At 54.1% G+C, this 25,571-nt stretch carries 31 protein-coding genes and 3 tRNA genes; 21 read left to right on the forward strand and 13 right to left on the reverse strand.

The features are described 5' to 3' along the window. Window positions 1-8: 8 nt before the first annotated feature. Entirely contained in the window at window positions 9-485 is a 477-nt protein-coding gene (gene greA / locus VN12_RS19600) for a transcription elongation factor GreA (protein WP_146678398.1), read from the reverse strand. Window positions 486-773: 288 nt separating this feature from the next. Here greA and VN12_RS19605 point away from each other — a divergent pair, with 288 nt between their 5' ends. Genes VN12_RS19605 through VN12_RS19620 form a run of 4 tightly spaced genes read left to right on the forward strand, consistent with a single transcriptional unit; the run spans window position 774 to window position 4,447 of the window. Beyond that, entirely contained in the window at window positions 774-1,196 is a 423-nt protein-coding gene (locus tag VN12_RS19605) for an ExbD/TolR family protein (protein WP_146678399.1), read from the forward strand. Further along, window positions 1,193-3,604, forward strand: coding sequence for a prenyltransferase/squalene oxidase repeat-containing protein (locus VN12_RS19610; RefSeq protein WP_146678400.1), 2,412 nt, complete (start codon window positions 1,193-1,195; stop codon window positions 3,602-3,604). Before VN12_RS19605 ends, VN12_RS19610 begins: the two co-directional genes overlap by 4 nt. 7 nt (window positions 3,605-3,611) lie before the next feature. After that, window positions 3,612-3,938 (forward strand): gamma-butyrobetaine hydroxylase-like domain-containing protein, encoded by a 327-nt coding sequence (locus VN12_RS19615; RefSeq protein WP_240491448.1) that lies wholly within the window; start codon window positions 3,612-3,614, stop codon window positions 3,936-3,938. A gap of 26 nt (window positions 3,939-3,964) precedes the next feature. After that, window positions 3,965-4,447, forward strand: coding sequence for an ATP-dependent zinc protease (locus VN12_RS19620; RefSeq protein WP_146678402.1), 483 nt, complete (start codon window positions 3,965-3,967; stop codon window positions 4,445-4,447). Window positions 4,448-4,531: 84 nt separating this feature from the next. Here VN12_RS19620 and VN12_RS19625 read toward each other — a convergent pair whose 3' ends face one another. The 10 genes from VN12_RS19625 to VN12_RS19670 form a co-directional block, all read right to left on the reverse strand. Continuing rightward, window positions 4,532-4,873, reverse strand: coding sequence for an ATP-dependent Clp protease adaptor ClpS (locus tag VN12_RS19625; RefSeq protein WP_146678403.1), 342 nt, complete (start codon window positions 4,871-4,873; stop codon window positions 4,532-4,534). A gap of 237 nt (window positions 4,874-5,110) precedes the next feature. Beyond that, window positions 5,111-5,839, reverse strand: coding sequence for an SOS response-associated peptidase (locus VN12_RS19630; RefSeq protein ID WP_146678404.1), 729 nt, complete (start codon window positions 5,837-5,839; stop codon window positions 5,111-5,113). A 20-nt stretch (window positions 5,840-5,859) separates the two neighbouring features. Beyond that, complete coding sequence (gene dgt, locus VN12_RS19635; protein WP_240491202.1) at window positions 5,860-7,014, reverse strand: dGTP triphosphohydrolase; 1,155 nt, start codon at window positions 7,012-7,014, stop codon at window positions 5,860-5,862. Window positions 7,015-7,125: 111 nt separating this feature from the next. Then, entirely contained in the window at window positions 7,126-8,703 is a 1,578-nt protein-coding gene (locus VN12_RS19640) for a hypothetical protein (RefSeq protein ID WP_146678405.1), read from the reverse strand. Between the two features lie 184 nt (window positions 8,704-8,887). Beyond that, a complete protein-coding gene (locus VN12_RS19645) occupies window positions 8,888-9,496 on the reverse strand; it encodes a hypothetical protein (RefSeq protein WP_146678406.1) in 609 nt (202 codons plus the stop codon). Further along, window positions 9,493-9,987 carry an RNA polymerase sigma factor gene (locus VN12_RS19650; RefSeq protein ID WP_146678407.1) on the reverse strand — a complete coding sequence of 165 codons (495 nt, stop codon included), beginning with the start codon at window positions 9,985-9,987 and terminating at the stop codon, window positions 9,493-9,495. The genes VN12_RS19645 and VN12_RS19650 overlap by 4 nt, the downstream gene beginning before the upstream one ends. 237 nt (window positions 9,988-10,224) lie before the next feature. Next, a complete protein-coding gene (locus VN12_RS19655; RefSeq protein ID WP_146678408.1) occupies window positions 10,225-10,860 on the reverse strand; it encodes a peroxiredoxin family protein in 636 nt (211 codons plus the stop codon). 18 nt (window positions 10,861-10,878) lie between these two features. Further along, window positions 10,879-11,679, reverse strand: a complete 801-nt coding sequence (panB, locus tag VN12_RS19660; protein WP_146678409.1) for a 3-methyl-2-oxobutanoate hydroxymethyltransferase — start codon at window positions 11,677-11,679, stop codon at window positions 10,879-10,881. Between the two features lie 11 nt (window positions 11,680-11,690). Beyond that, window positions 11,691-12,599 (reverse strand): hypothetical protein, encoded by a 909-nt coding sequence (locus tag VN12_RS19665; RefSeq protein ID WP_146678410.1) that lies wholly within the window; start codon window positions 12,597-12,599, stop codon window positions 11,691-11,693. 19 nt (window positions 12,600-12,618) lie between these two features. After that, window positions 12,619-14,298 carry a prenyltransferase/squalene oxidase repeat-containing protein gene (locus tag VN12_RS19670; RefSeq protein WP_168164514.1) on the reverse strand — a complete coding sequence of 560 codons (1,680 nt, stop codon included), beginning with the start codon at window positions 14,296-14,298 and terminating at the stop codon, window positions 12,619-12,621. Between the two features lie 196 nt (window positions 14,299-14,494). Here VN12_RS19670 and VN12_RS19675 point away from each other — a divergent pair. The 17 genes from VN12_RS19675 to VN12_RS19750 all read left to right on the forward strand — a co-directional run bounded on the left by VN12_RS19675 (window position 14,495) and on the right by VN12_RS19750 (window position 24,459). Beyond that, window positions 14,495-14,567: transfer RNA gene (locus tag VN12_RS19675), tRNA-Phe, on the forward strand. Window positions 14,568-14,657: 90 nt separating this feature from the next. After that, the gene (locus VN12_RS19680) at window positions 14,658-15,182 is read left to right on the forward strand and encodes a hypothetical protein (RefSeq protein ID WP_146678412.1); all 525 of its coding nucleotides are present in this window, start codon (window positions 14,658-14,660) and stop codon (window positions 15,180-15,182) included. A 119-nt stretch (window positions 15,183-15,301) separates the two neighbouring features. Further along, a complete protein-coding gene (locus VN12_RS19685; protein ID WP_146678413.1) occupies window positions 15,302-15,526 on the forward strand; it encodes a helix-turn-helix transcriptional regulator in 225 nt (74 codons plus the stop codon). 216 nt (window positions 15,527-15,742) lie between these two features. Further along, window positions 15,743-15,819: transfer RNA gene (locus tag VN12_RS19690), tRNA-OTHER, on the forward strand. 255 nt (window positions 15,820-16,074) lie between these two features. Then, window positions 16,075-16,166: transfer RNA gene (locus VN12_RS19695), tRNA-OTHER, on the forward strand. A 158-nt stretch (window positions 16,167-16,324) separates the two neighbouring features. After that, window positions 16,325-16,669, forward strand: a complete 345-nt coding sequence (locus VN12_RS25945; RefSeq protein WP_168164515.1) for a hypothetical protein — start codon at window positions 16,325-16,327, stop codon at window positions 16,667-16,669. Continuing rightward, window positions 16,653-17,174: a GNAT family N-acetyltransferase gene (locus VN12_RS19700; RefSeq protein ID WP_168164516.1), complete on the forward strand. Its 522-nt coding sequence runs from the start codon at window positions 16,653-16,655 to the stop codon at window positions 17,172-17,174. Before VN12_RS25945 ends, VN12_RS19700 begins: the two co-directional genes overlap by 17 nt. Continuing rightward, entirely contained in the window at window positions 17,149-17,490 is a 342-nt protein-coding gene (locus tag VN12_RS19705; RefSeq protein WP_146678415.1) for a hypothetical protein, read from the forward strand. The genes VN12_RS19700 and VN12_RS19705 overlap by 26 nt, the downstream gene beginning before the upstream one ends. Next, window positions 17,487-17,897 carry a hypothetical protein gene (locus VN12_RS19710; protein WP_146678416.1) on the forward strand — a complete coding sequence of 137 codons (411 nt, stop codon included), beginning with the start codon at window positions 17,487-17,489 and terminating at the stop codon, window positions 17,895-17,897. The genes VN12_RS19705 and VN12_RS19710 overlap by 4 nt, the downstream gene beginning before the upstream one ends. Then, on the forward strand, window positions 17,884-18,984 hold the full coding sequence (locus VN12_RS19715; RefSeq protein ID WP_146678417.1) for a tyrosine-type recombinase/integrase: 1,101 nt from the start codon (window positions 17,884-17,886) through the stop codon (window positions 18,982-18,984). The genes VN12_RS19710 and VN12_RS19715 overlap by 14 nt, the downstream gene beginning before the upstream one ends. A gap of 482 nt (window positions 18,985-19,466) precedes the next feature. Further along, window positions 19,467-19,772, forward strand: coding sequence for a hypothetical protein (locus tag VN12_RS19720; RefSeq protein ID WP_146678418.1), 306 nt, complete (start codon window positions 19,467-19,469; stop codon window positions 19,770-19,772). Next, window positions 19,759-20,076: a hypothetical protein gene (locus VN12_RS19725; RefSeq protein WP_146678419.1), complete on the forward strand. Its 318-nt coding sequence runs from the start codon at window positions 19,759-19,761 to the stop codon at window positions 20,074-20,076. The genes VN12_RS19720 and VN12_RS19725 overlap by 14 nt, the downstream gene beginning before the upstream one ends. A 97-nt stretch (window positions 20,077-20,173) precedes the next feature. Continuing rightward, a complete protein-coding gene (locus tag VN12_RS19730) occupies window positions 20,174-20,554 on the forward strand; it encodes a hypothetical protein (RefSeq protein WP_146678420.1) in 381 nt (126 codons plus the stop codon). 40 nt (window positions 20,555-20,594) lie between these two features. Continuing rightward, window positions 20,595-21,194 carry a hypothetical protein gene (locus VN12_RS19735; protein ID WP_146678421.1) on the forward strand — a complete coding sequence of 200 codons (600 nt, stop codon included), beginning with the start codon at window positions 20,595-20,597 and terminating at the stop codon, window positions 21,192-21,194. 344 nt (window positions 21,195-21,538) lie between these two features. Beyond that, on the forward strand, window positions 21,539-22,501 hold the full coding sequence (locus VN12_RS19740; protein WP_146678422.1) for a hypothetical protein: 963 nt from the start codon (window positions 21,539-21,541) through the stop codon (window positions 22,499-22,501). Between the two features lie 84 nt (window positions 22,502-22,585). Further along, window positions 22,586-24,271, forward strand: coding sequence for a ParB/RepB/Spo0J family partition protein (locus VN12_RS19745; protein WP_146678423.1), 1,686 nt, complete (start codon window positions 22,586-22,588; stop codon window positions 24,269-24,271). Next, complete coding sequence (locus VN12_RS19750) at window positions 24,268-24,459, forward strand: hypothetical protein (RefSeq protein ID WP_146678424.1); 192 nt, start codon at window positions 24,268-24,270, stop codon at window positions 24,457-24,459. The genes VN12_RS19745 and VN12_RS19750 overlap by 4 nt, the downstream gene beginning before the upstream one ends. 21 nt (window positions 24,460-24,480) lie before the next feature. Here VN12_RS19750 and VN12_RS19755 read toward each other — a convergent pair whose 3' ends face one another. Both VN12_RS19755 and VN12_RS19760 read right to left on the reverse strand, forming a co-directional pair. After that, the gene (locus tag VN12_RS19755; protein WP_146678425.1) at window positions 24,481-24,660 is read right to left on the reverse strand and encodes a hypothetical protein; all 180 of its coding nucleotides are present in this window, start codon (window positions 24,658-24,660) and stop codon (window positions 24,481-24,483) included. Between the two features lie 97 nt (window positions 24,661-24,757). Then, a complete protein-coding gene (locus VN12_RS19760; protein ID WP_146678426.1) occupies window positions 24,758-25,159 on the reverse strand; it encodes a hypothetical protein in 402 nt (133 codons plus the stop codon). Window positions 25,160-25,571: the final 412 nt, after the last annotated feature.

The following is a 25,571-nucleotide window of genomic DNA, read 5'->3' on the forward strand; positions in this document are numbered from 1 at the left end:
AGTCCGGCTTATTCCTCGAATGCAATGGAGAGGACTTCGTATTTGAGAGTACCCCTCGGAGCTTGAATCTCGACCGTTTCGCCGACCTTTTTGCCCATCAGGGCAACGCCGAAAGGACTGCTCGAGAGAATCTTCCCGTTCTCATAGTCTTCGTCGCCGGCGCCAACGAGCGTGTAGACCTCTTCATCGCCCCACGAGTCCTTTAATTTCACTGTCGCTCCAAAAGCGACTTGATCCTTTGGCAAAGCACTTGTGTCGACGATGTGCGCGCGACTCAGCTTGGATTTGAGAGCATTGATCTTTGCCTGCAGCATTCCTTGGTTCTCTCGCTGCGCGTGATATTCCGCGTTTTCCTTGAGATCCCCCTCGGCTCGCGCATCGGCAATCTTCTCCGCAATCAGCGGCATTTCGACCGTTTCCAGCCTCTCAATCTCTGCCTTGATCCGGTTGTATCCATCCCGAGTCATCGACACGAATTCAGTCATCTCTCTCTTCTCCTTCAACGCAAAAAAAGATGCGACTTAACTCCCTGTCGGGAAAAAAGTCGCATCAGATCGGTTGGTTATTGTAATCGTTTGGCGCCGGCCTAGCCGCAAGCATCATTCTCGACCTACACAAAAAGTCAAGCCCTGAGAAGGTTTCTCGCCATCCCGGAGAATGGCTGACTAACGATTTTTCGGAATGAATAAGCTGGTATTCCGATATACTTGGGATCTATCGAGGGAGCGCGTGGCACCCGAGATCACACAAATCCACTCTTTCCAATCAGTCCTATGCCGATCTCGATTCGCAAAGGGAAAGCGTTGGAGTCGCTCAACCTGACTCCGCTGATCGATGTCGTCTTCCTGCTCCTCATCTTCTTTCTCGTCGCAACCCGCTTTGCCCAAGAAGACCGAGAACTGGCCGTCCAACTCCCCTCGGCCGCCAATGCGCTACCGATGACCCTGGAACCTAACGAGTTGGTCGTTCACGTGGATCGTCAAGGAATTTACACCGTCAATGGAAAGACCTTGAACCTGCGGGAGCTTGAAGTTGTTTTGCGACAATCGGTCGCGGACAACCCGATCGGACAAGTGGTTATCATTCGCGCGGACAAATCCGCGGAGGTGCAAACGGTGGTTTACGTCATGGACTTGTGCACCAAGCTCTGTGTCCCAAAATACAAAATCGCCACGGAGCCGGAACCAGAACCATGAGCTCCCGATCTGCCAACAATCCGACCAGCCTACTCCTGCTCGATACGGCCTACTTCTTGCTCGGTGGGTTGGTACTGTACCTTGTTCTGACGCTCCTGCCATTCGATGATCCCAATCCCCTTCGCAATGCTTGGACGTACATTCTCGGGGTTCCGACAGCATTGATCGGCCTCTCCATGCTTACCCATGTCCTCTCCAATGAGATCGTCGAACGATCGCTGCAAATCGGACTCTTAGCGAGCGTTGCACTTCACCTTGCACTGCTCCTTTCCGCCCGTCATTGGATCCTCTTTTCCGGCTGGGGATCCCCCGATTCCATGGTTCAGCAGACGACCGTTCGCAACCAAGTGCAACGTACTCCGGTGACTTACGAACCTACCCCACCATCCGAACCTGCAGATAGACCCGACTATCTTAAACCGATTCCATTGGAACCGCCGCCGCTCGAACCGGTCCCCGCTGAAAAACAACAGACGGTCGAACATGCCGAAGTCAGCCTGGCTGTCCCGCAAGAGGCACCGGAAAGCCGTATCGCCGAACGAACCTTCTCCGTCGAAAGAAAGCGTGAAAGCGCCGCGGAACCTACACTCGCTTCGCAAGCTCGCGATTGGGAACGTCCCGAAAATATCCCCCAGTCCACTCTCAACACCGAAACCATCGAAGTCCCGGAACTCCGCCCCATCGAGCCCTTGACTGAGCAAATCGTTGCACCGAAGCAGATCGAAACGTCACCAACGCAAATCTCTGGGGCAACACCCCTCGCTCCAGCCCCAGATCCCACCTCGATCGAGAATCGCACACCCTCTATCGCCAAGCCACCGACATTGTCGCCCCGCAGTTCGCAGTCCGTGGAAAGAGAAATCTCAGAGAGTATGCAGCGTCTGGAGACGACCGAGGTGCTCCAATCCAGCCCCGTCAGAATGGGGACCAACGCCTCCACCCCCTTGGCATCGTCGGTTCCCGTACCCGATGTCCCATCTCCCTCGAGCCCACCGATCGGCCCAATCGATGCCACAGCTCCTCGCGATACGGGACTTCGATCTCCGCGTGCGAATCGACCTGGTGGAGAGACCGCCGTTTCTCCCGCCCCCGGACTACCCCTCGATGCGCCTCCCCAACCTGCATCGAGCTCGGATTTGGCGAGAAGGAGCCAACCTCCCTTGGCGGGACTGCAGGCTCCCGCCTTTCGCATTTCGGAATTGCCCTCGCTCGTACCCGCAGGAGACTCCTCGCTCCCATGGAAACGCCCGGACCCGGGCGGTCCTCGCATCGCCGCTTCCAGTGTCCCGGTTCCAACTCCTGCCTTCTCGCAGCGGATCCAGCGCATTCGCGAGCGAGAAACCCAAGCCTCTCAAAGCCTCGGCCCCTTGGCTCCTCAAACCGAACTCGCCATCGAACGAGGACTTGAGTTTCTAGCCGAACATCAAAGGACCGACGGCTCTTGGCATTTAGAAGACTTTGACCAGCCCGTTCGCATGCGAAGCACCACTGCCGCCACCGCGCTGTCACTGCTGGCCTTTCAAGGGGCAGGCTACACCCATCGGCAATTCAAATACGAACGGGTCTGCAAAGGTGCCATCGACTCGCTCCTCGCAGGCCAACAACCCAATGGGGATCTGTATCGTCGCGAGGACGAAGTCTCCGACGCGAACGCGTGGCTCTACAGCCACGCGATGGCAAGTCTGGCTCTGTGCGAAGCATACGGAATGACGCAGGACGAATCGATCCGGTCCGGTGCGCAAGCCGCCATAGACTTTCTCGTCGAAAGCCAAGATCCCGACGGGGGAGGATGGCGCTACACACCCAAGATCGGATCGGATACCAGCGTGACCGGCTGGGTGATGATGGCGTTTCAAAGCGCGGAACTGGCGGGTCTCTCCGTACCCAAAGAAGCCTACCAAGGAATCGAACGATGGTTGGAGAATTCGCAAATGCGAGAAGCTCCTTACTTATATCGATACAACTGGCAAGCCAACACGCCGAGCACCCAACACGGCCGCATCCCCACCCCTGCCATGACGAGCGTCGGTCTCCTCATGCGTCTCTACACCGGCTGGAAGAGAGACCATCCGAACATGCGTCGCGGCACCGATTGGCTTTTGCGATTTCTCCCTGCCGAAGGGACTCCCTCCAATCCGTCTCGCGATACGTACTACTGGTATTACGCCACCCAAGTCATGTTCCATGCGGGTGGAGAAAAGTGGAAGGCGTGGTATAGAGATCTCTATCCCATGTTGATTCGAACCCAGATGCAAGATGGAGAGTGGTCCGGATCCTGGGAACCGCTCGGGCCGATCCCAGACGCTTGGGGCGAATACGGTGGAAGACTGTATGTGACCACCTTAAACCTTCTGTCCCTCGAGGTATACTACCGCCACCTACCCCTGTACGACGCGACGGCTGAGTAACCTGATGATGCACCGACCTAAATCGTTGAAACTGTCCCCCCGACGGAGCTTGGAAATCGAGTGGGACGACGGCGCTGTTCTCGATTACCCGTTTCGGCATCTGCGAGATGCGTGCCCCTGTGCGACGTGCAAGGAAAAAAAGCGAGCGAGCGATGGGAAACCAGCTAATCCTTTGGCGATCCTCGCTCCCAGCGAAACGGTCCCTCTCTCCGTTGCAGAAGTGAGGCCCGTCGGAAATTACGCCTATAACATTGGTTTTTCGGATGGCCACTCATCGGGTCTATTTACAATAGAGTATCTCCGGCAAATCGGTAAACCGATGCCTCCCCCTTGACCCGATATCGGAACGCGATCGCCTCGATGCCACCGTTCAATCTAGCACAATCCAACGCAGGACCATTCGCCGAAGCTGCGGATGAGTTGCTGGTTATGGGTTGGCGAGAATCGGTTTCGCTACCAGAGTTCGGCATCGACAAAATGATCGCCAAATTGGATTCCGGGGCCGTTCTTTCCAGCCTCCACGCGAGCCGAATCGAACGCTTTCGGAAAAAGGGAGAAACCTGGATCCGCTTTCTAACCTGGAGCGATGTTTTCGGAGATCAATCCTCCTATCGCTGCGAAGCTCGTTGGCTAGCGGATCGAACCATCCGTTCGTCAAGCGGCTGCGTCGAACAACGCCCTTCTATCGAAACGATTCTCTACATCGGCGGATTCCAGTGGCCGATCGAAGTAACCCTGTGCGATCGATCGTCGCTGGAATGCAAACTTCTTTTGGGCCGATCCGCGCTCGCCGAGCGATGCTTGATCGATTGCTCTCGCCAGCATCTATACAGCAGACCCTGACCTTCCCTCACAAATCTAGATGAGGACGGCGCACGCGCCTCGTTGTGAGATGGCCCCCACTCGCGAAACCTAGGCTCGCGAAACCTAAGCTGTGGTCGGCTCGATCGATGCGGACATGCTGCCGTTCGGGGACGAACTGTGGGGATCGCTCCCATAGGCCTGTATCTGGTCTCGCTTCAGCTCCGCCACTTCCTTGCTCGTGGTGTAGCAAACGGCACGACCTTTCATATCGACCTCTTCAGCAATCTTTAACGCTTCGATCGCAGAATGATGGAACAGACGTTGCATCATTTCGATGACGTAATCGTAAGTGTGAATGGGATCGTCCCACAAAATCACGTTGTATCGTGGCGGCCTCTTGGGCGCAGGCTTTTTCGCAATGGGGCGAACGATTGGTTCAGCGACGGCAGAATCCGATGCAGCCATGGGAATCTCAACAACAAGTCTAGAAGGAGGTTACATTCTCCCCGATCCGAAAGTCGTCAGAATCCGAGCGACCGATCGAGGAGCCCCTATTTTAAGGGGTGCCTAGGGTGTTCTGGCAAGCAGAATTCATTCGAAAAGAAGAATCGCCAAGGAACGATTTCCAAGAGAATCAGCTACGACCCGCAAAACCGGGAAAGTTTCGTCAGCTTGCTCACTCTCCCGAAAACGAACGTTCGACTACGTCTCGAAAAGCCCTTCCTCAGGCAGGACGAGCCCCGGCAAATCGACCTGCACGCGGTTAACCTCCCGGCTCACGCGACGGCAGTGCAAGGACCCCGACGGGGCTGGTGCCAGCGAATCGTGAAGATCGGTTTCCCCCAACACTTTGCCCCGATCGGCCAGCCAAGCCATTACCTCTTCCCCTGTCCACTGCATGGCCGGCATCCGATCATGCACCCTGCGGGTATCGTCGTTTGCAGGAACCGTAATAACCGTCGCACTCGAAACATCACGCTCCGGATGAATGCGGTGATTCGTCGTCCACAATCCCGCCATTCCAAACGGTTTCTCCTCCGGTGCATGAATCCAATACGGGGTCTTCTGCTTACTCTCCGTTGCCTGCCATTCGTAATACCCGTCCGCCAAGATGGTGCATCGATTGGTTTGGACCAAGTTCTTAAACGAACTCTTCTCCAGCAAGGTCTCGCTCCTCGCATTGAACATGCTGTAGGCGCTTTGAAGAGATTCGGCCCAAGCAGGTACCAGCCCCCAGCGCATTGGCTCGATGCAATAGCTCCCGTTCCCTTGCTCTCGAAGAATGAGAATGGACTGCGTCGGAGCGATGTTGTAGCGAGGTGCCCAGCCCGTGACGCGCGACGTGTCGATCAGCTTGCGGAACGATTCCGAGGGAAACAAACTTTCCAGCCAATCAGCGACCGGGGTTTTCAGAGTAAATCGCCCGCACACGGTTGGTCACTCCCCGGAGACTAGCTCCAATCGGCCCCGCGGGGTCGCCCCATTTCAACAAGATGCAAATACTGATCATCGCAGAATCGATCGGTCATCCCCGCCACGTAAGTCGCAATCGTTCGCTCCAACCCCCAAGTAGTCACCCAAGCCTGGAATCGAATTGGCAACCGGTCCGGATGCGACTTGAGCAATCGGAATAACTGATGAATACGCGTAGCAGCCCGTTGCCGAATCTCGGTGAGCTTGGGATGCCGGTACACATGGTCGAAAAGAAACTCCTCCAACTCCTCTTTGTCCGATTCGAACTCGGAGGACATCGAGAGACGAATCCCAAGATCTTGGACACCCGTCGTATCGAGATTCCGAACGTCGTGAAGTGTCTCCAAGGAATTCGTGAGGAAGTCTCGCATCTGCACGTCGAGCAGAGCATGCACCAACATCTGCCGTTTCCACTCGGGAGCCGCGTCCTCGATCGGAGCGATCTGCTTGGCTCTTTGCACCAAACTCAGTCCCGACAATTGCTCCCAACTCAATAGCCCCAATTTGATCGCATCATCGACGTCGTGCGCATCGTAGGCCATGCTGTCGGCGGCATCCACCACCTGCATCTCCAACATAGGAGCTCGCCCGGAATCCTTGTCCGAACGAAACTCCTGCCCTGCTAGTACTTCTCGCGTTAGGTTCAAGCCCGAGTATTCGGTGTATCGCTGCTCCACCTTGGTCACCAACTCGAGCGCAAATCGATTGTGCGAGAATCCGCCAACACTATGCGTGCATTCGTCCAGAGCGTCTTCACCGCAGTGCCCAAACGGTGGGTGCCCGATGTCATGCAACAACGCCATTGCCTCGATGAGGTCTTCATTGAGTTGCAGCGACCGACCGATCGTTCTCGCCAGGGACGAGACTTCGTTGGTGTGCGTCAGTCGCGTACGGTGATAATCCCCCATATCCCCCGTAAAGACCTGCATCTTGCCACTCAGTCGCCGAAAAGCAGCACTGTGGAGAACGCGATCCCGATCTCGTTGGAACGGGCTGCGATACGGGTGCACCTCTTCCGGGAACTCGCGCCCCGCGCTCTGGGCACTGAACATCGCATAAGGCGCTAGAAGCAACCTTTCGCGATGCTGCCAGCTCATCATCGTGTGAGAAGCGTGTACGGTTGTTCGGTTCATGGAAGATTGGTTCCGGTGGATTTTCGTTCTCCTATTTCACCAAAACCACCTTGTGAGCGAAAGTCCAGTCCTCGTGAATTCAATGCGCCAGCGGCTGATTTGTCCAGATAGCTATTTAGCAAATCGTATGGAAAGCTCAGAGCGCACGCCATTAACCGGGACTGTCATTAGTCTCGCGGAGCTTCCCTCAAGTTTGTATTGCAGCGGCGACATGGTAGCCGGGTCCACGCTTACTGGGACAGGCAATTGCCCCAAGTCGCTCGGTAATTGACCTTGGTGAAAGGCCCCATACATCCGAATCCCTTCTAAAGCTTTGATGATCGCGAGATTCTGCTGCAGTCGAATAGACGCCTTTTGAATGCCAATCAACGAAGGAAGCAGCGAGCAAGGCATTCGCGTCCAACGCCCCAGCGGGTGTTTCTTTTGATCTCCCATTCGAGCCTCTACCTGCTCCAAATTTTTCAGACAGTCTGGGGTCGGCGCGTAGAGCCACTTGAAGTACTCGTCTCGCATTCGTTCGTAGTGCAGCTTCATCGCGAGAAAGATCGCTTGCGCGTTCCCATATCGCTCAACTTGCTCCTTCGTCATTCCACATGCATCTACCAGATAGACTCTTGCTGCAGTGTGCTCCGACTCAATCGCTTTCCGGATGGCTCCCTCCCGTTCATCGCGTGACAAGCTCCCGAAAGACGTCTCGCTAACATCGAGCCCGCGGTCTTCAGGTGTTTCGACAGGAAAGTCCTCGGTGTAGGTTGCGAACTGTTGAATCACTCCCTCCCAAAAGGAATCCGGTTTAGGCTCCTCGGTGATGGAGCGCCAAGATTTGAACTGCATCTCGATAAAATTCGCCTCGATACTGATCGACTTACCGAAACTAACCAAGGGGTCTGGCATGGTCGCAATCGCCCAGTAGAGATTCGGGCAATCAGCTCGCTGAACCACATGCAGCGCGTCGGACTGCGCAATGGACGCAATTGCTATCCCCACCACACCCGAAATGATGAAATCGTCTTGACCTAAATGCCGAGCCAAGGCGAACTGCTGCGAAAGAACGCGAATCGCGTCATCCGTTTTTCCTTCAGCGATCGCCAGTCGACAGCGAATGCTTTGGGTACTTGCAAGATCCCGCATCACTTGGATCTCGGGTATCAGATAGCCGATCGGGTTATCGGATTCCTTGATGTTCCTATCCATCTCAAACACCGATCGCATCCTCGCTTCCTCGAGCAGGAATGGCTGGAACGAGAACAATTCGAGATACTTGCGAACTTCCTCCACTGGCAACTCGCTGGGGTCCATTTCCAGATACGAATAGGGGGCGACGTCAGCAAGCTCTTTGCCTTGTTCCTTGGCTTTGATGGCCGCCTCCTTCTGCAAGCGACTCAATTCATCTCTCGCTGCATTTTGCTCGAAAAACCCTGTCGCTTTCAGATAGTAAGTCGCTGCATTTCCGGGCTTTGCATGAAATGCCTCCGGTAGTAACCGAATACGTAACGCAGGAACCGTCTCTGCCATCGGATGCAGGACAAGCGACCGCTTCCGAGTGCTTATGCCACTCTCTGGATCTACCACCGTTTCGTAGTCATCTGCCATGGAGATGGAACCCATCGCAAGACCTGCGGGCATTGCTAAACAACCGAGCAATAGAACACGACGCAAACGTTGTACAAGACTGATTTGAGAACACATGAATGCACCTTCAGTATCAAATAAATAAAACAGTATCGAAACAATAAGCCCTCGATCCCTTGAACAGCCTGAGCTCGCCCCTCGGCTCCCGCCTAGAGTCGCATTTCGCTCCGCGAAATGGCGAACTTGGCCCCCCTCGCCCCGCTTCGGGGAGAGGGGCTGGGGGTGAGGGGTTTCGCCCCCTCTAAGTCGTAGGCTTATCCCACTCGCTCAGAAGCGATTCCCAAGCCTTGGGAGTAAGCGTCTTACGTAAACCAAATGGCTGACTCATCCGCTCGTCGGCTTGAATCGCGGCTTTGGCATTCTCCTCATTGGTCCTATAGGCTTCCTCCACAGGACCTAGCTTCGTCGCCGTCAAAATGCGCAGTTCCAATCCTTCTCGTAGAGACAGCAACTCATCAACAAGTCGCAAATCGGCTCGCCGGATCGAAATCTCTTCCCACCCCTTCTCAAATCGATCGGACTTACCCATCGATTTGGAATCGCTGGTCACAATCGACTCAACCGATGGCAGCGTTCGCATTTTCGGCGTCTCCACTTTGACCGGCATCATCTTCACTGCCATGAACATCGCGGCGGCACCAATCAAAACTCCGGATGACCAACTCAGCCATGCGGACCTCGAGGGCTGATGCACATTAAGCACCGTTTGTTCTACCACTTTCTGATGCGATGCCGGACGATCGCCTGAAGCGTTTTGTATCAACTCCCAATCCAGTTTCGGAGCTCGCGGCTGCAGATGTCGCAATCGCTGAACATCGCTTCCATGCTCGCTATTGAAATCCATATTCATCTCAGGTCTCCTGACGGACTATGAAATCGTTCACGGAACCTCTCCATACTCTTGACGAAATACCGATACGCGGTCGATGTAGAGGTGTCAGTCAATTCGGCGATCTGCTCAAACGTAAGATCCCCCCAGATCTTCGCTGTAACGATCTCGCGTTCCAAAGGGCCTAACTCGCCTATCCATTCGGAAACGCATTGCGCATCCAAGGAAACGCCCGGATCCTCTTCAAACCACGAGTCCCCTGCTAACGCAACCACCGCTTGATGATTGGCTCGCCTTCGGTCGGCCCTGGCCTGGTTCATCGCCTTATTCTTGACAACGCGATACATCCAACCGAGCAGATTGTCGGGTAGCTCCATACGACGCGCCAGGTCGATCAACGCCTCTTGCAACGCATCGTCGGGATTCGAGCAGAACTGGCGAGCATAAAGAACCAATGCGGAGCCATGCTGCTCCACAAAGCTTCGAATCTCTCGCTCCGCATTCCAAGACATGCTTTCCCGTCGACTTGTTCAAGGTGAATCAACCGCCAGGAAAACGGCGGATCGGACACTACACTAACAAGTCACCAGCGAAGAAGACTTATTTCAACAGGCCCCAAAAAAGATCGGAAAGCGAGGAAGCTTGCTTTCCGTCCACAACCAAACAATCCCATCCCTGGCGGGGCGCTGCGCATGAGCGCTACAAAAGAATGCTACGGATGGGCGCAGCCAACGGGCAATGAGTGACCACTACTGGGGAATCGCGGCCAAAACTTCCTTGGCCTCCGCCCGACCGCCGTGCGTTCGACTGATCTTCGAATAAAGGACCTTGCCGTCTTTCCCAATGACAAGTGTCGACGGATAAGACGTTTCGGCCTCCGCCTCCCATCGCAATCCATAGCGAGACGTAAATCCGTAGTCTTGGTCGAGTACAAAATGGAAGTGCCCAGGTAGCTCGGTCTTTCCCAAGAACTCCTTCCCCTTGGATTTAAGATCCTTCACCGCCCCCGGGTACACGAGGACCACGCTAGCTCCACGGCTCTCGAACTCTTTGGAGTGACTGACCAAATCCCCCACTTGCTTGGTGCAGGCTGGGCATTGATAACCGGGATAACCTCGGAGCAAGGCGATGACAACCGGCCCTTTCTTCTGCAGCTCTGCAAGGGACAGTTCTTGACCACTGAGTTCCGTCCATTGGTAATCGGTCGCTTTCTCCCCCACCTTGGGGATAGCTTCCGCACCTGGTTGAACAGCAGCCTTCGCTCCGGACTCTTGAGCTACCACGGTCCCACTTCCGGTGAACAATACGCTGGCCGCTCCCATGAGCACCGCAGAGACGCTACCAAGAGTTGAAGAATTCGAGTTCGATCGTTGCACCTTGGACATGGCTTATTCCTCGCTAGATTACTTCATCGATTCATCGGGACCGGGAAAGGTACGTTGCTTGACTTCCTCGCGATACCGTTCCACGGCCCTCGTCGCTTGGGACCGCAAGTCTGCAAACTGCCGCACGAATTTGGGGACGTAACCGCTGTTCCAGCCAAGCATATCGTTGGTCACGAGCACTTGACCATCGCATCCCTTGCCGGCGCCGATCCCGATCGTTGGGATTGCAATCGATTGGGTGACTTGCTCGGCTAAATCCGCAGGAACGCATTCGATCAGGACGGCGAATGCTCCTGCATCCACCGCCGCTTTGGCGTCCGCCAAAAGCTGCTCCCCATTTCTTTGAACACGATACCCTCCCAATGCGTGAACGCTTTGGGGACGAAGTCCGATGTGGGCGATGGTGGGTATCCCCGCATCGACCATGGCGCGGATCGAGTCGGACTGCTGATGCCCCCCCTCCATCTTCACTCCGTGGCATTGCGTCTTTTTCATGATCTCGGCCGCTACCGATACGGTATGCGTTACTCCCAGTTGACCAACCGGAAAAGGTAAATCGACGATTACCATGGCTCTGCGAGTGGCTCGCGTGACCATCTCGCCGTGATAGATCATTTCTTCCACGGTAACGGGTACGGTGGTCGTTTTTCCTTGGACGACCATTCCGAGGGAGTCACCGACGAGAATGCAATCGATCCCCGATTCGTCCAAAAGCTGCGCGGTGGGAAAATCGTAAGCGGTCAGCATCGTAATCGGCTGACCCTTCTGTTTCATGTTTTGAAGCGTTTTGACCGTGACGCGGGATGCGGGTGAGTCCATATCAGCTGGTACTACTTCTTTCCTGCGTTGCGATAGCGTTGATCCACGACGACAAACTCGAAACCTTTGCCGACTGCAGCGGGTCTGCATTCGAATACGGTCTTGGCGATCTCGGCGATGCGAATGTTCGGGCTCCGCTTTTCTTTGAAGTAGCGAGCCTCTGCTTGAGCGAGGAGCTCTTCGGTTTCAGGTGGAATGAATTTGATGGGAGGCCTGCTTCCGAGATTGACACCGGCCGATTGCAAGAACTGCTTGTCGTATTGCTTGAGGACCCCTTCGGTAATACTCAAGAAGTACAAACGTTTGTCGGCTTTCGGAGAACCGGTTCGTTTCACCGGCTGCGATGCGAGATTGGAGACGTAGTCCACATTGGGAGACGTGCCCCCATAAGCACCGATCTCGATCTTGAAGAAATCCAACTGGATCGCATATCCCCGTTTGTCGCGCGCTTGGAATTTCAAATCCCAACGTTCGTGTCGGGGCACCAAATCGTCCCCTTCCCCTTCAGGCCCCGCTTGCCGGTTGTCGCCGCGACCATTGGCGGAACTGTTAGCGCTCTCGAGACTCTCCATCACATCGGAGATGTTGTTGATGGCCTCGGAGACCATTTGCAACGTTGACTCCATCGCAGGTTCATTGAGTTGTTCGACTTCGTCAGGCGTCGGTGGGTCAAAATCGCGTTCGAAACCTGGCGCGTTGTCTCCTCGGCCAGAGATTCGTTCAGGCTCTAGCTGAATAACTTCCGCGTGCGACGAAGCCATCCGCAGAAAGAAGAGCAGGCCTAGCATCGCGACAGCCAGCCCGACCAAGACGAGCAAACTGGTAAGCAGGCTGGAGACGCGATCCACGCTATTCGCGCGCATCGAGCTCTCGTCGATCTCAAAGACGCTCGCGGTATTGGGTTTGGATGCTTTGTTCATAGGTGCTCAGGAGCGTGAATCAGTCGACAAATACGTAATCAGGTCGAACGGTGAGATACCACTGCCTCCAGCGGAGCACAGCCGTGGTGCGATGATTCGAGTTGATCTCTCCGTCTCGCGGCAAGTGATACGTGTCAAGTTGCCGAGAAATCAATCGCAAGGACGCTTCGGAGTAGCGAGCAACGGCAGCATCGGGGTCGGTCAGGCCATAAATGAGCGAAGGGACGAAATCGAGATCATCTCCCCGCCCTAGAAGCCTTGCGGCGAACTTCCGAGTGGCCGCATCGCGCGAATTCATCAACCGAGCGAACCGATTGAGCTGGTCTTTGCGCTCCTTAGGATCCTTGGGCAAGACCATTTGATCGGGGATCAACCCGTCCTTGCCATCCACCTTTGAACTGTCTTCGAGCATCTTCAATGCGTCGTCGATATTCGTGGCCGCGGTTCGGTTCATCAACTTTCCGTTCTTGACCACCACAGAGGTGGGATCGTCCGGTAACCCCTGACCTCCCAGCAAAACATCGTCGTGCAACTCACCGATCGCTTTTTGGGTACTGCGAATCAGGAACAGGATTGCGAAGCTGGTGCAGATATCGGGTCCCAGGGAACCATCGACATCTCCACCCTTCATCCCCCAGCCTCCCGAAGCGTCTTGAGCGGCGATCAGAGCTTCGACTCCGTCGTTATACCAGTCTGGACTCTTTTCCTTTTTTCCTTTGGTGATCTCGAGAAAGGACTCGTATCGTTCTTTGCTGTAGACGTAGTAGTAGTGCCACATCGCTCGCTGATACGGATGGGTATTGAACCAATTTTCCGCGCGCTTCACCACCGTTTCCACTTGGGACTTATCGACAGCAGCGGCCTTTTTTTTCTTTTCATCCGGATCGACGCGTTGGAAAGCTGTTGGAACGATTCCTTCTTCCTCTTGGTTCTGAGCCCATTTGCTGCGAAACAACCCGAGCGTGTCACCGGCGATCAAGTAACCTGAGAATCCAGCGGCAGTGAGGGAGTTGGTAACGCTGCTGTTCTGCCCGTTGGGATCGGGAGCTTGGTAGGCCCAGCCGCCGTCGTTCTTTTGTGCCGACGCGAGGAACTGCAAACAACGTCGCACGGGCTCTTGGGGGACTTCGATATTGGCTTGGCTCATCGTCCAGAGGCACAGCATGACGTATTGGGTTTGCGAGATATCACCCGAGCCAGCGGTTTTGTAAGGGCTCTCGATCATGTAGCCAAATCCGCCGTTGGGGCGTTGCACTCCGATTAAAACGTCGCGGATGGTTTTGATTTCCGCGCTGTACATCGCAGGGTCGACCGAGGTGAGGAGCATTCCCGCGACAGGGACCGAATACATCGAATCGTGCCCCCACTGAAACGAATTGCCGGACATGCTCCGCGCGATCTCGACAGCTTGCTGCAGCCCCGCCTTGATGCGTGGGTGGTCCGGAGTGGCCTCTGGGTCGGCTTTGTAAATGGCCAAAGCGGCCAGCATCGTTCCTCCTTCGCCGTAGGAGGAAGGAGCCGTTTTAGAAAGGTAATCCAGCCCCCGCTTGACCATCTCGAGCACGACTGGGTGCTGCGGATCGTATTTCTGAGCGAGGGCGGGCGAGCGGCCGCCGACTGCGAGCCAGCCGAAAAGAACAATGCAAGCGAACACGTGGAGGGATAAACGATCCCGGCGTCGGAACAATTCAAGAGCCACGCGCGTCTCCGGACAAGTGAAAAGGGGGGGATAAGCGTCGAAAGGACCGTTACGACTATGCGTAAAGATTACCTCCCGCGGCACTTCTTGACAAACATAGGGAGGGTGAATTGACAAAGTAGGTTTTTGCCCATACATTCCCTTCACAGACGCGGGCAGTGCCTCCCTTTGGGTTGATTTTTTGCCCTTGTCCGTTGGTCAGGTAGCTCAGTAGGTAGAGCAATGGACTGAAAATCCATGTGTCGCCGGTTCGATCCCGGCCCTGACCACTGTAATCAGTGGATTTACCGACGCAACTTTTGCAGGAACGTGAGTTGCGTTAGGGCAACTAGTCACTATGTGACTACGGAGGGGAAGCCTTGAGTGACTCGCTCGATTTTGCAATTCTTCAACTGGCTAGAGGCTGCTGTCCAATTTCATCAGATGAAATATGCGTCCGCTCCGCTGATGCTGAAACTATTCGTCACCGCTGTCGAGTTCTTGCAAAAAGTGGATTCCTCAGGGTACAGCCTTTCTCTCTCTCAATCGATGAAGATACGCCCTCGGCTCTTCAAGTTCTTGAGATAACCGATGCTGGCGTAGAGCGACTTGAAGCATTAGCAAATTCCATTCGCACTCGTTTTGATTCCTGTCACAACACTATTCGCAATCACATTCTTTGCGGTAAGCAATTCAAATCGAATGCCGATTTTGAGAAAGCTTTTGCCAAGTTGTACAAGGCTGCCGGCAATTCGGAACGTGTGTTAGTTGAGTCCATTTCAGAAGAGTATCGGAGCGGACGGCTATCTGATGTCGAACATCACCGCTTGTCGGACTTCGTCCGTGGTATCAGCCACTATGTGGATGTCACAGATTTGCGTTCGTTCCTACCTGAAGACGTCTGATGGCCGCCGATTACTCGACTTTGAATGGGCATCCAGAACATGGTTCGAATGGAATTCGAAATGTTGAACTCTATTTGCCTAACGGTTCTTGAGACAGTATTCTCAGAGGGATGATCGATATGCCAACTGTTACGAGCCTAAGCGAGTTAGACGCAATTCGCGACGAAGTGAAGGCGTTTCTCTCTTCGAATGGTGAAACCGTCACCTCGCTTGCGATGAGGGCAGACGTGCCACGGGACTTTCTTTCGCGGTTTGTGAATGATAGTTACAAGCATTCTCCGAGCTTCGAATATGTCAGCCGCTTGGTTCATGCGTGCGGAAAACGAATTAGGATCGACGATTAAAAATTGTGGGGAAATTCCCACAAAACTCACCGGACCCAGTTGACTCCATGTGGGGAATACTCCACACTCTAGCCCGCTGAACCTGATTCAGCGGGCTTTGTTCGTTTCTGGGCCGCGCGGTCCGCGATCTTTGCCTCATCGCCTTCGACGTACTGGGCGCGTCAACGCGATTTCTGAATCAGGCCAAGCCCCGATGACTCCAATTCACATCGGGTAGCCGCCTTAGCTCTGTCGGTCGAGCAGTCCCTTTCCTCCTACTGGGACCGGCGCGGGTTCGACTCCCGCAGGTGGCTTGGTTTCGATTTCCATTGTCGAAGATTCAGAATGCTCACCAAACCAGCGACATCCGGACTGAAAGCGTTTCGAGAGGCAATGCGTTCTGCAGACGCACCGAGGCCTTCGCGAGCGAAGCATCGCTCGCGTTCGAGCGAGTCCATAAGCGTTGTCGCTGAAAGAGGCTCATCGGTCCAGGTTTGCTCCATGAATCAAAAGACTATCGGACTTCGGGTGCCGTTTGGTGCGATGGGATTCCGTCTCGTCGAAGTTTCGCTGCCGTAGCTCAGATGGAAGAGCGTCCCCATTCTTTGCCGCGCCACGGCCGAAGCGGGGAAGGTCGCAGGTTCGAATCCTGCCGGTGGTTTGCTCTCAACACGCCTAGCGAGATTTCGGGCGTGACTAGCGAAAGCGTGTTGAGGGCTTAACTCCTAGTTGCACCGAGTGCAACTTGCAACCTGCATCGCCAGTTCGCAAGGACTGGCGATGCAGGATTTTCAGAGTCCCCAACATGGAGGAGGCGTCATGCTATCCCTTAGACGCAGGGTGGGTCAGTCGATCATCTTGGTCGCTGACGAAATCCGAATCAACCTCAGGTTGATCTGCAGGAACGGCGATGCGGTTCTGCTGCAAATCAGTGCTGTAGATGACTCGGCCGTTGGAGAAGGAGAAATCGCTGCGGTCGTGAGGAGGGTCCGCAAAGAAAACTTTCTCCTGAAGATCGGAAAGATTGATGTGACGATTTGGGTCGTCAATTTCAATGACCAGGGAGTTCTTCTTAGCTTCGATGCTCCTCCCGAAGTTGTTATCTATCTTCGCGAACTCACGCGATCCGTCGCGGCAGGAGGCAGCAATGGAAGCTCCTCGTGACACCACACAGTCCCAAGCTCGCTGGAGATGGATGCTTCGCTCCGACATCGAGGCAGTCGCGAGAATTGAACGTAAGGCGTTTCGTTTTTCAAAACATCCTTCGTTCCAACCATATTCGCTGCAGCAGATCACCAGATTGCTCGGAGAGGGGCATGTCTCCGGATGCGTGCTTTGTCAGGATGGCTGCGTCGTAGCCTATTCGATTCTGGGACACTCCAGGGACTACATCGCCATCTACCGAATCGCAGTCGATCCTGACCATCAGCGAAGCGGTCTGGGAACTCGACTTATCCAAGGGGTCAAGCGATCCGTGGAGGCCTGCAAACGCAGCAAGATCCTGGCTGCAGTTCCCGATGATTTGGTCCGAACGCAAATCTTTTTCCGTTCGATGGGATTCAAGGCGCTGCATCCGAATGGAAGCGACCTTTATCGATTCGTATGGCTGAATCCACCCTCTCGCATGGAAACGGAGGCATTTCATGCAATCATCAAGAACGCGTATTAAGGTCGCGATCGAACCGCCGATTCCGATGGCTTTCGCTGTCGAACGAGTGTCCAAATCATGGCTCATGGAAATCGGTGGTTCGTTGGGCTCCGACCGATGGAACGGTTTTCAATACATCGATTTTGGGATCAAGGAGACGGATGAAGCGTTTTTGTGGCTCCGTTGCGTTCTTAGTCATCCCCTGGAGTTTCATGTTCTTACAAGCCGTAAGACTTTCCCGATGCCCAGCGGTCTAGCGCTCGGCGGCCGAAAGTATCGAACACGTCGCGACGTCATCGAGCTCTTGAAAGCCCTCGGTGCGAAGGTGAAGCCATGAAGCGTATCGCAGACGTTCAAAAACAATTGATCTCGGCGAGCGATGTCCTCTTGGTTGCGAGACTCAAGCGGGGAGATCTCGTTTCAATATCGGTCTCTGGCTGCTCGAAGTCGCTCACGAGAGTAAACGTTGATCCCGACGCGTTCTTGAGATTGCTGAAGACGCTGGCGGTTGATGTGCGAAAGGTTCACGTGGAGCACGAGAACGATTTCGTCTACGCGAATTTCGAATCCAAAGGGTTCCTTTGGGCGACGTGTGCCTGGAGCAAATCCAATTTCAATCGTGCTGCCTGGGAAACGCTCTCTAACGGCGTGGGCGCCCTTCTCGAGACGCAGCAGGCCAAGCTCGTCGATCGTCGCAATCTAGCTCGGCTGCCGGCACCGGAGGTAATCGATGTTTTGCCGTGACCAACGACATCAAATCATCTTTCGCCACTACTGCGGTCCTCGCGAGGGTAGACAAGACACGTTGAGCTTGGGTCGATTCCGTCTCAGCGATCGCGAATGGTCGGGCATGAAGCGACATGTGGAGCGGATACTCGAGGCACAGCGATCGGAGGCTCCGATACCTCGATCTACCGCGGATTGGCTCAAATCGATTCCGCGGAAACAGTTCGAGTATTTGCAATCGCGCCTTCTCGAGAAGCAATCGAATGGGTGCGAACCGGCTCAGCTTGCGCTAGCGGAATGGATCGACGAATACGAAGCAGCTCGGCAGGAGATGAACACGAGCGTCGCAACGGACGAAGCTGTGCTTCGCGACGTTCGCAAGCTGCTTCGCTGCGGCAACGACGTGAGTCGCATCGATGAGGGGTGTCTCTCCGATCTTATCGTCGACCTCGGTGAAGAGCATCACTATGTCGAGAACACACTCGCTCGGCACGCGAAGCATTGGAACTTGTTCTTCGAATGGCTACGAACACGAAATCCGGACACGCTCGGCACAAATCCATGTGATGCACTGAATCGATCGATTGCCCCTCGCGAGAAAGATACCGTTCAATGGGAATGGATTGACCAATTGGTCGCGTCCTGCCGCACGACGGAGGAACGATACTGGCTGAGGTTTGTTCAATGGACCGGCTGCAGGCTGCGCGAGGGGCTGACCCTGCGTGCGTGTGATGTCGAGTTGAATCGCAACCGAATCCTCCTGCAGGAGAGCAAGAACAACCGCGTTCGCATCAACCCGATCTACCCTGCAATTCGCGAGTATCTGCCCGATCTGCTCCGAGGGCTGGGCCCAGGCGATCGGGTGCTCTCGAGGATCACCGAGAACAACTGCTACGAATGGCTCTACGAATTACAAGATCGCGTGGGTGTCCCCAGATGGAAGCCTCCATATAACGCGTTTCGAGCGACTCGTGCGAACCAACTTGCTGCGGATCCGACCATCACCGAGCATCAGGCTGGATTGCTCCTCGGGCATTCTCCGGCCGTCGCTCGTCGAAACTACTTGTCGATCGACGATTCGCTACTCGAGAGGTTAGCGTCATGAGCAAGACCCCGCGACAGAGAGCATTCGAGCGAGAGGATTCTGGCTGGCAGCCGGCGCTCGGAACGGTTGTGTTCGTGCGATCGAGGCAACGTCATCTTTCGCGAGTGTGCGGCAGAGGAACGGTAACAAACCAAAGTCTACTGATACGCGACTGTGTTGAGGTAACGATCAAGTCCGGAACGAGGGTTCGGACTGAAATCTGGTGTGTTGATGATCTACGCCCGGCGATGAGTCCGGGAGAGAAAATTTCTGGAGGTAACGAATAACATGTCCACAATCACTTCCGACCGAATGGATCCACATCGGGTCGAGATCTATCTTTCCGCGCTGACGCACTCAGAGCTCAGCAAGCGAGCTCTATCTCCCGTGGAGTCGCGATTCATCGCACGAATGCGATCGCAGCATCCGGATCATTGCCGACGACTCGACCGACAGGTGCAACGAGACTTAAAACGACGAAAGGTATCGCAGTCATGGTAGCGATGGATCTCCCGAAGGAGGACTCACTCGACCAAAGGTTTGCTTTACTAAAACGAGCTTCCGTGGTCGTTCTTACGGTTGGAGCGGGAGATGACATCTCCACTACCACCGCAATTCAGCTGGGGGCAGCTGTGGCCTACGACAAGCCGATCGTCGCAATCGTTGATCAGGGCGTCAAGATGCCAGCGAAGCTAGCCAAGCTGGTCGATGTAACGATTTACCGTGGGGACAATCCGCAGAAGTTGGCGGAAGCAATTACCACGGCCGTACTCGCGTTATGCAAAGGAAATGCAAATGAAGAATGCTAGATGCCAGACCATGGAGTCAATCTACTCGATTCTAAAAGAGATAACCTTCCGAAATCGGCAATTTAAGGTCCGCAAGAGAGGCGAAGGATTTCTGATGGAAGTCTGCCTCACTGCGATCGATCCGAAAATAGCCGAACCTCCGGAACGTTTCGGGCGCAAGTGGTATGTCTCGAAGTTCTCGACCAAAAGCGAAATTGTTCAGACGGCTTTGAAGGCTGTTTTGCATGCGATCGAGCACGATGCGAGAGAACAATTTAGATACCGAGGAGAAGCTATCTTTTCGTCTCAATTCGATGTCGACTAGCTAGTCGACGTAACGAACTAACGTTGCGATTATCCCACCAAGCTGGCCTAAGCAATTCGATCGGCCGTGCTCGCGCTACGCAAAGGAAACATAAACGATGCGAATCAAAATTCACAAATGGCATACCATAGAGTCACTCAAGATGGTTCTCAAAGAGGTGGCTTTCAAGGACTGGAAGTTCCGGGTTTGGCAGGTAGGCCAATCATTTCTAATACAAGTCTGCTTCGAGGCGATCGATTCGAAGACTTCCATTCCTGACACGCAGTTTGGACGCAAGTGGTTCATCGATAGGTATGCCACCAAGAGCGAAATCGTACAAACTGCTTTCAACGCGGTATTGACTGCACTCGAACACGAGGCAAGGGAGGATTTCAAGTATCGCGGTGCGAGAATCTTTGCCCCGCATTTCGACGTGGATTCACTCGTGCATGGCTGCATTGAGCTGGACGTTAGAACGCCGCCCGGAGTGACGGCCTAGCAGCTTTCTGCACGCGCGAACAAGAAAGGAAGCATCCGGAATGATCGATGAACGAGTCAATCGAATTGCCCACGTGCTCTGGGCAGCCAACACCGCTCCTATGTTGCGCATGGAGTTCTATTGCATCAAATCGATGCTTTGCCATCGCTTCGGCATCGAAGATGGATACGACGTGCAACGCATCGATCACGAATGTTGGACGTGTGGAGGCGATGGCATATTTCATGGGTTTGACGCCGTCGTCGCCGATGAATGCTGGAAGTGCTGCGGCACTGGAGTATACAGCTCACTATTCGTCGAACTGAAGCGATGGAAGCTAGGAAAACATGTGTTTCACGAGCCAATACGGCGACTCTCTAGAATCGAAGTACAGCCTCGCAATATCAACATTCGAGGTAAGGTTCAGCATGCAAGATGCTCCTGGACACAATCTGCCAATGTGGCGATAGGCCGATTATTCGATCGGTCGTACTACTGGAACTGCATGGGCACATTGCCCGATCAACGCTTTGGATTGGCTCTCCGCCAATGTGAAGCACTCTGCAGATGGATATTCGGTGAAGATTGGAACCGAATGTATGTCAACGTCCCCGCAGCCATGACATGGCTTGAAGAGAGGGAGGTGATCATGAGCCCCTAGCGATCGATTTTCGCGACGATCAATCCGAATGAGCATTCCTCGCGTGTTCGAAAACGCCTGAGTGAGATCGCGGACTGTTCGGACAATTCGACTTCGGTGAACAACGGTGTTCGCAAAAACTGAGCTTCGGCTTGGACCGTTCGTTGTGCGCCACTGACTCAGGGATCTGTGATCTTTGAGACCGCTAGAGGCACGTCTCCACGTGCCGAGCATGCTACATCAAAAGTACTGTAAACCATAGTCTCAGTAGGACTATTGTTTCCAAGGATTAAGCGTTGCAAAAGTGCCGTTTTACAACGCGAGTTACAACACACCATCCCGACATGATGCCGGAGGTACAAACGATGAAACGAGCAAATCAGGAGCCGGACTACTCGCTCTTTGATCATCAATTTGGGAAAGCGCAGGACGAAGCTGCAAAACTGAGCGCAAGGCGGAAACTGCTCAGAATGACTGAGGACGCATTGCGGTATCACAGGATCGGATTGAACACCGTTGCGGGAAAGATTCTGCGATTGGTAGCCAAAGTGGCTGGGCTGGAATCCCTCCATCGTTCGCGAGAAGAATTGGCGACTGACGAAGATGTACTTTGCGAGAAGTCCTCGATACCGGCCGCTGTCCGTACCCTTCGCGATTTAGGTTTGCTCCGTAGGGGCATAACAACCGATGGTGGTTTGATTACAGGATTGACCATCCAGGTGAACTTCGATGAGATCCATTCCGCGAGCGAGAAATGGAACAAGTCGCATCCCCAAGTTTCCGAGGTTTGGGAGGCTCGCGCTACGGGTGGCGCCACCGGTAGCGCTACGGGTAGCGCTACGGTATCAACACCCGTATCAACACCCGTAGCGCCGACGGCAGACACTATATATCCCTCTATCCCTAATTCCCCCTCCTCCCCTGGGAGCTTCGAGGAGGTGGAGGTGGAACTTACAAAACTCGATATCGGACAGGCGAAGCAGGCTGTCGAATCAGCGCGACAACGAGGGTGCGATCCGAATCATATTCAAGCGTTGATCGAGCACTACCACAAGCTTCTAAAAGAGAACCCTCGTCGCTGGGATAGCCCGCTGTATGCTTTGTTCGCTCGGGTCTCTGCTGCTTCGCCAAAGATTCCCATCGAGCGTGGTTGGCTGTCAGCTCGACACAATCCACAGGACACCAGCCAGGCTTACCGCAAAGCCGCTCGGGAAGATCTACGATCAAAGATTCAAGTGGCTCCCGAACAACGAGCCACCGGCTTCAACGATGAAGAACGCCAACTGATCGCGAGCTTTGGCCGTCGAACCCGCGACGCGCCCAGCTAAGTACTCCACATTTCGTCTCATCAAAAAAGGGCCGTGAGACTTCACCTCACGACCCCATGGCATCCCCGAAAGGACAATTGAACTATGGCATCCACAACAGCAAAACGCAAGACAACCAAGCCGATCAAAAACAAAAGCACCGAACCAAAGTGGGAGGAAGTTTCCGGATCCGAACAGCTGCGCGAGCTCGCCCATGCGAATGAAATCCACGACATACCGTTGTCGAAGATCCGGCCGCACGCGAACAACCGCAAGCTTTGGAATGACAACTCGATCGACGAGCTCGCCGAGTCGATCCACGAGCTCGGACAGCTGGAGCCAGCGACCGTGCGAGCTACGAATGATTCAAAGTACCCCTACGAACTGTTAAGTGGCGAGCGACGATTTCGAGCGTTGGGAAAGCTTGGCAAAACATCAATCAGAGCGACGATCGTTTCCGAGGAAACGCCGGACGCCTTGGTACGCATGGCAGCCGCAAACAGCAACCGGCGTGATCTCGATCCTATTGAACGGGCAGAGCTCATCGTCCTGCTCATGCAACCCATCGAACAAGGCGGCTCCGGACTCAATAGACTTGCCGCCGGCAAGGCCGTCGGGTTTCAAAGTGAGAGCGGAACGAAGAACGCACTCCGTATGCTTCGGCTTCCAAAGTCGATTCGTGATATGGTCAAGAACGGAAAGCTAAGTGAACGAGCTGCCAGGAAGTTGATTCCGTTCGTCGACCATGACGAATTCATGAGCGAGATCGAGTCTGAGTTACGGGACGACGATTCAAGGGCTGATCTCATCGCAGAAGAGGGATGGCCCTATTGGCTCGAGCGACTGTTCGATCAACACACACGACCTATGGACGAGCGCGAAAGATCGACGGGGAATCTAGTCCAGGGGTACTGGGGCCATCACAAGATGCTATTCACTCCAACCGAGGAGCAAATGGTGCAGCTGGTTCCGGCGACATTCAGCGACAACGGCGAGAAGATGGTCGTCACATTCAACTGCGACCTGTGGGACGAACTACAAAAGCCTCTTGTAAAGAGAATCTTCGAGAAGCGAAACCGACTTCCCAATGGCAAGGTGTCTGCGGGCGATATCGAGAAGCCGCTGTCATCAGAGGACAAAGCTGCCGAAGAGAGCTCAAAGCGCATTGAAGCAAATAAACGCCTCAAGGACTACTCCGCAAAGTGGGGGTCGATGGCTCTCCGGCTTCAATTGACTCACAGTGCCCTCGGAGCGGACATGATGACAACGTTTCCATTCCTTCTCCGGGCTTACCTTCAGTCCAATCGATTCGACCATCTCGCAGATTGGTCGTTCGCGGAATGCGATATCGAAACTAAGCCTATCAAAGGTGCTTGGGGACCACCGGCGAAGATGCCAATAACCGCGAACACCACAACGATCGTGTCGATGTGGCGGCTGATGCTTTGGCCGGTGAGTTCGAAAGAACGATCTCCTGAAGGCCTTTCGGCAAAGGGGGAACTTCCGGACCTTGAGAAGCTTCCGCACATTCAAGATCATTTGGTGAAGGCACTCGCCAAGCGATGCTCCGTAGGCATGATTGATTTCTGGCGAGAGGCCCAACAAGAGCAAGGACCGCAGAAGCAACTCCTGGGAGTATGGCTCGGCCGACATACCACAGAACAGTTGCTGAAGCTGTGCACCGAACTAAAGCTCCAACCGTCGGTCTCCAAGAAATCGGAACTTGTGGAATTCGTTTTGCGATCGCATGATTCAAAGAAATCGCTCTCGATTCCAAAGGCAATCGCATGATGCAACGGATTCGAATGCTATATCACGTTCCTGCGAAGCGAGGCGGAAGAGTACTCTACACAGGCGGACTTGGAGGACCACGGTATGGGACCATCAAGTCCGCAAGGGGCGGCTACATTCGCATTCTGTTGGATGGTGACAAGTGGGCTGGCTGCTACCATCCGACGTGGAAGCTGACGTATCTTTGAGTCGATGCGGCAACTGAGCACTTAAAGATTCTTATTCCCGTCGAGTGCTTCTTCTACTCGTTGCTTCCATTCAGACTTCGGAAAGCTACGCGCGTACAAGAACGCAATTAGCTCACCAATTCCAAACCCGCCACGGCAATTCCCTTCTATTAAGGCTTGCTGTGGCTGGAACACGTGCGAGTAGACTTCGTACGCTGCCATGTGCACCGGGTCTCCTATCGTCGAGCGCTCGTTTCGCCTTGGAACGGGTTGCACTGGTCGGTCGAGTATCTCTCGTGGCATCATTGCTTGCTGACGGCTATTGATTTCGGAACCGTCCAGATTCAACAATCGGAATGTTTGCCTCCGTGGGAACGTAGATGATTTGCTCGACCTGCCCCGACTTGACCGCATCAGCAAATGCACCGATGAACTCTTGTGTTCGATACTCGGGATACTTCTTCGAAGCTTCACCAACAATCGCGATCGCCTCGGCTCGGAGCTTGGCAGATTCCAATTCGGCCTTGGCTTGCTCAATCTGAATTTGCTTCTCTTGCTCGGCTCGCATAAGAGTAGCCTTGCCGCTCTGACCCGATCGCCAGACGGCGTAGGTAGGAAAGAACCACAGGCAAAACGACATGAATGAGGCACCCAGGAACAGGACTGCTCCTGAAACAATGAAGAAACTTCCTGCCTCGGATTGATTCGAACTAGAACTCATGACAACTCCATTAAATGCAAACAAAAGCTTCTGGTACTGAAAGCGACAACGAAATCACCAACCAAACATGCGATGATCAAGACCGCTTCTTTTTAAGTCGAACGATTTTTTGCACCTCAGCGAGAATCAAGTCATTAACTTTGCTGATTTTTCGCTCATGCTCCGTCATCTTTGACTTGCGAGATATCCTACTCAAGAGCCACATAACACACCGCATATTCTTGGTCATCCTTCGAACAAAATGAACTGGGTGGTCTATTGATTACTTTTGGGCAATTCATCCCTTTCCAACTCAGCAATCTCTATAGTTCTCAATTTATAGTTGCCCAACCCTCATGAAGCGGGTAACTCGCTGTTACAGTTGATGCCTTTGTAAGGCAACGAAACTCGACACCTAGCATCGAACCGTTTA

Origin of the sequence: Pirellula sp. SH-Sr6A (assembly GCF_001610875.1) — a bacterium.
Lineage (GTDB): Bacteria > Planctomycetota > Planctomycetia > Pirellulales > Pirellulaceae > JBKCUI01.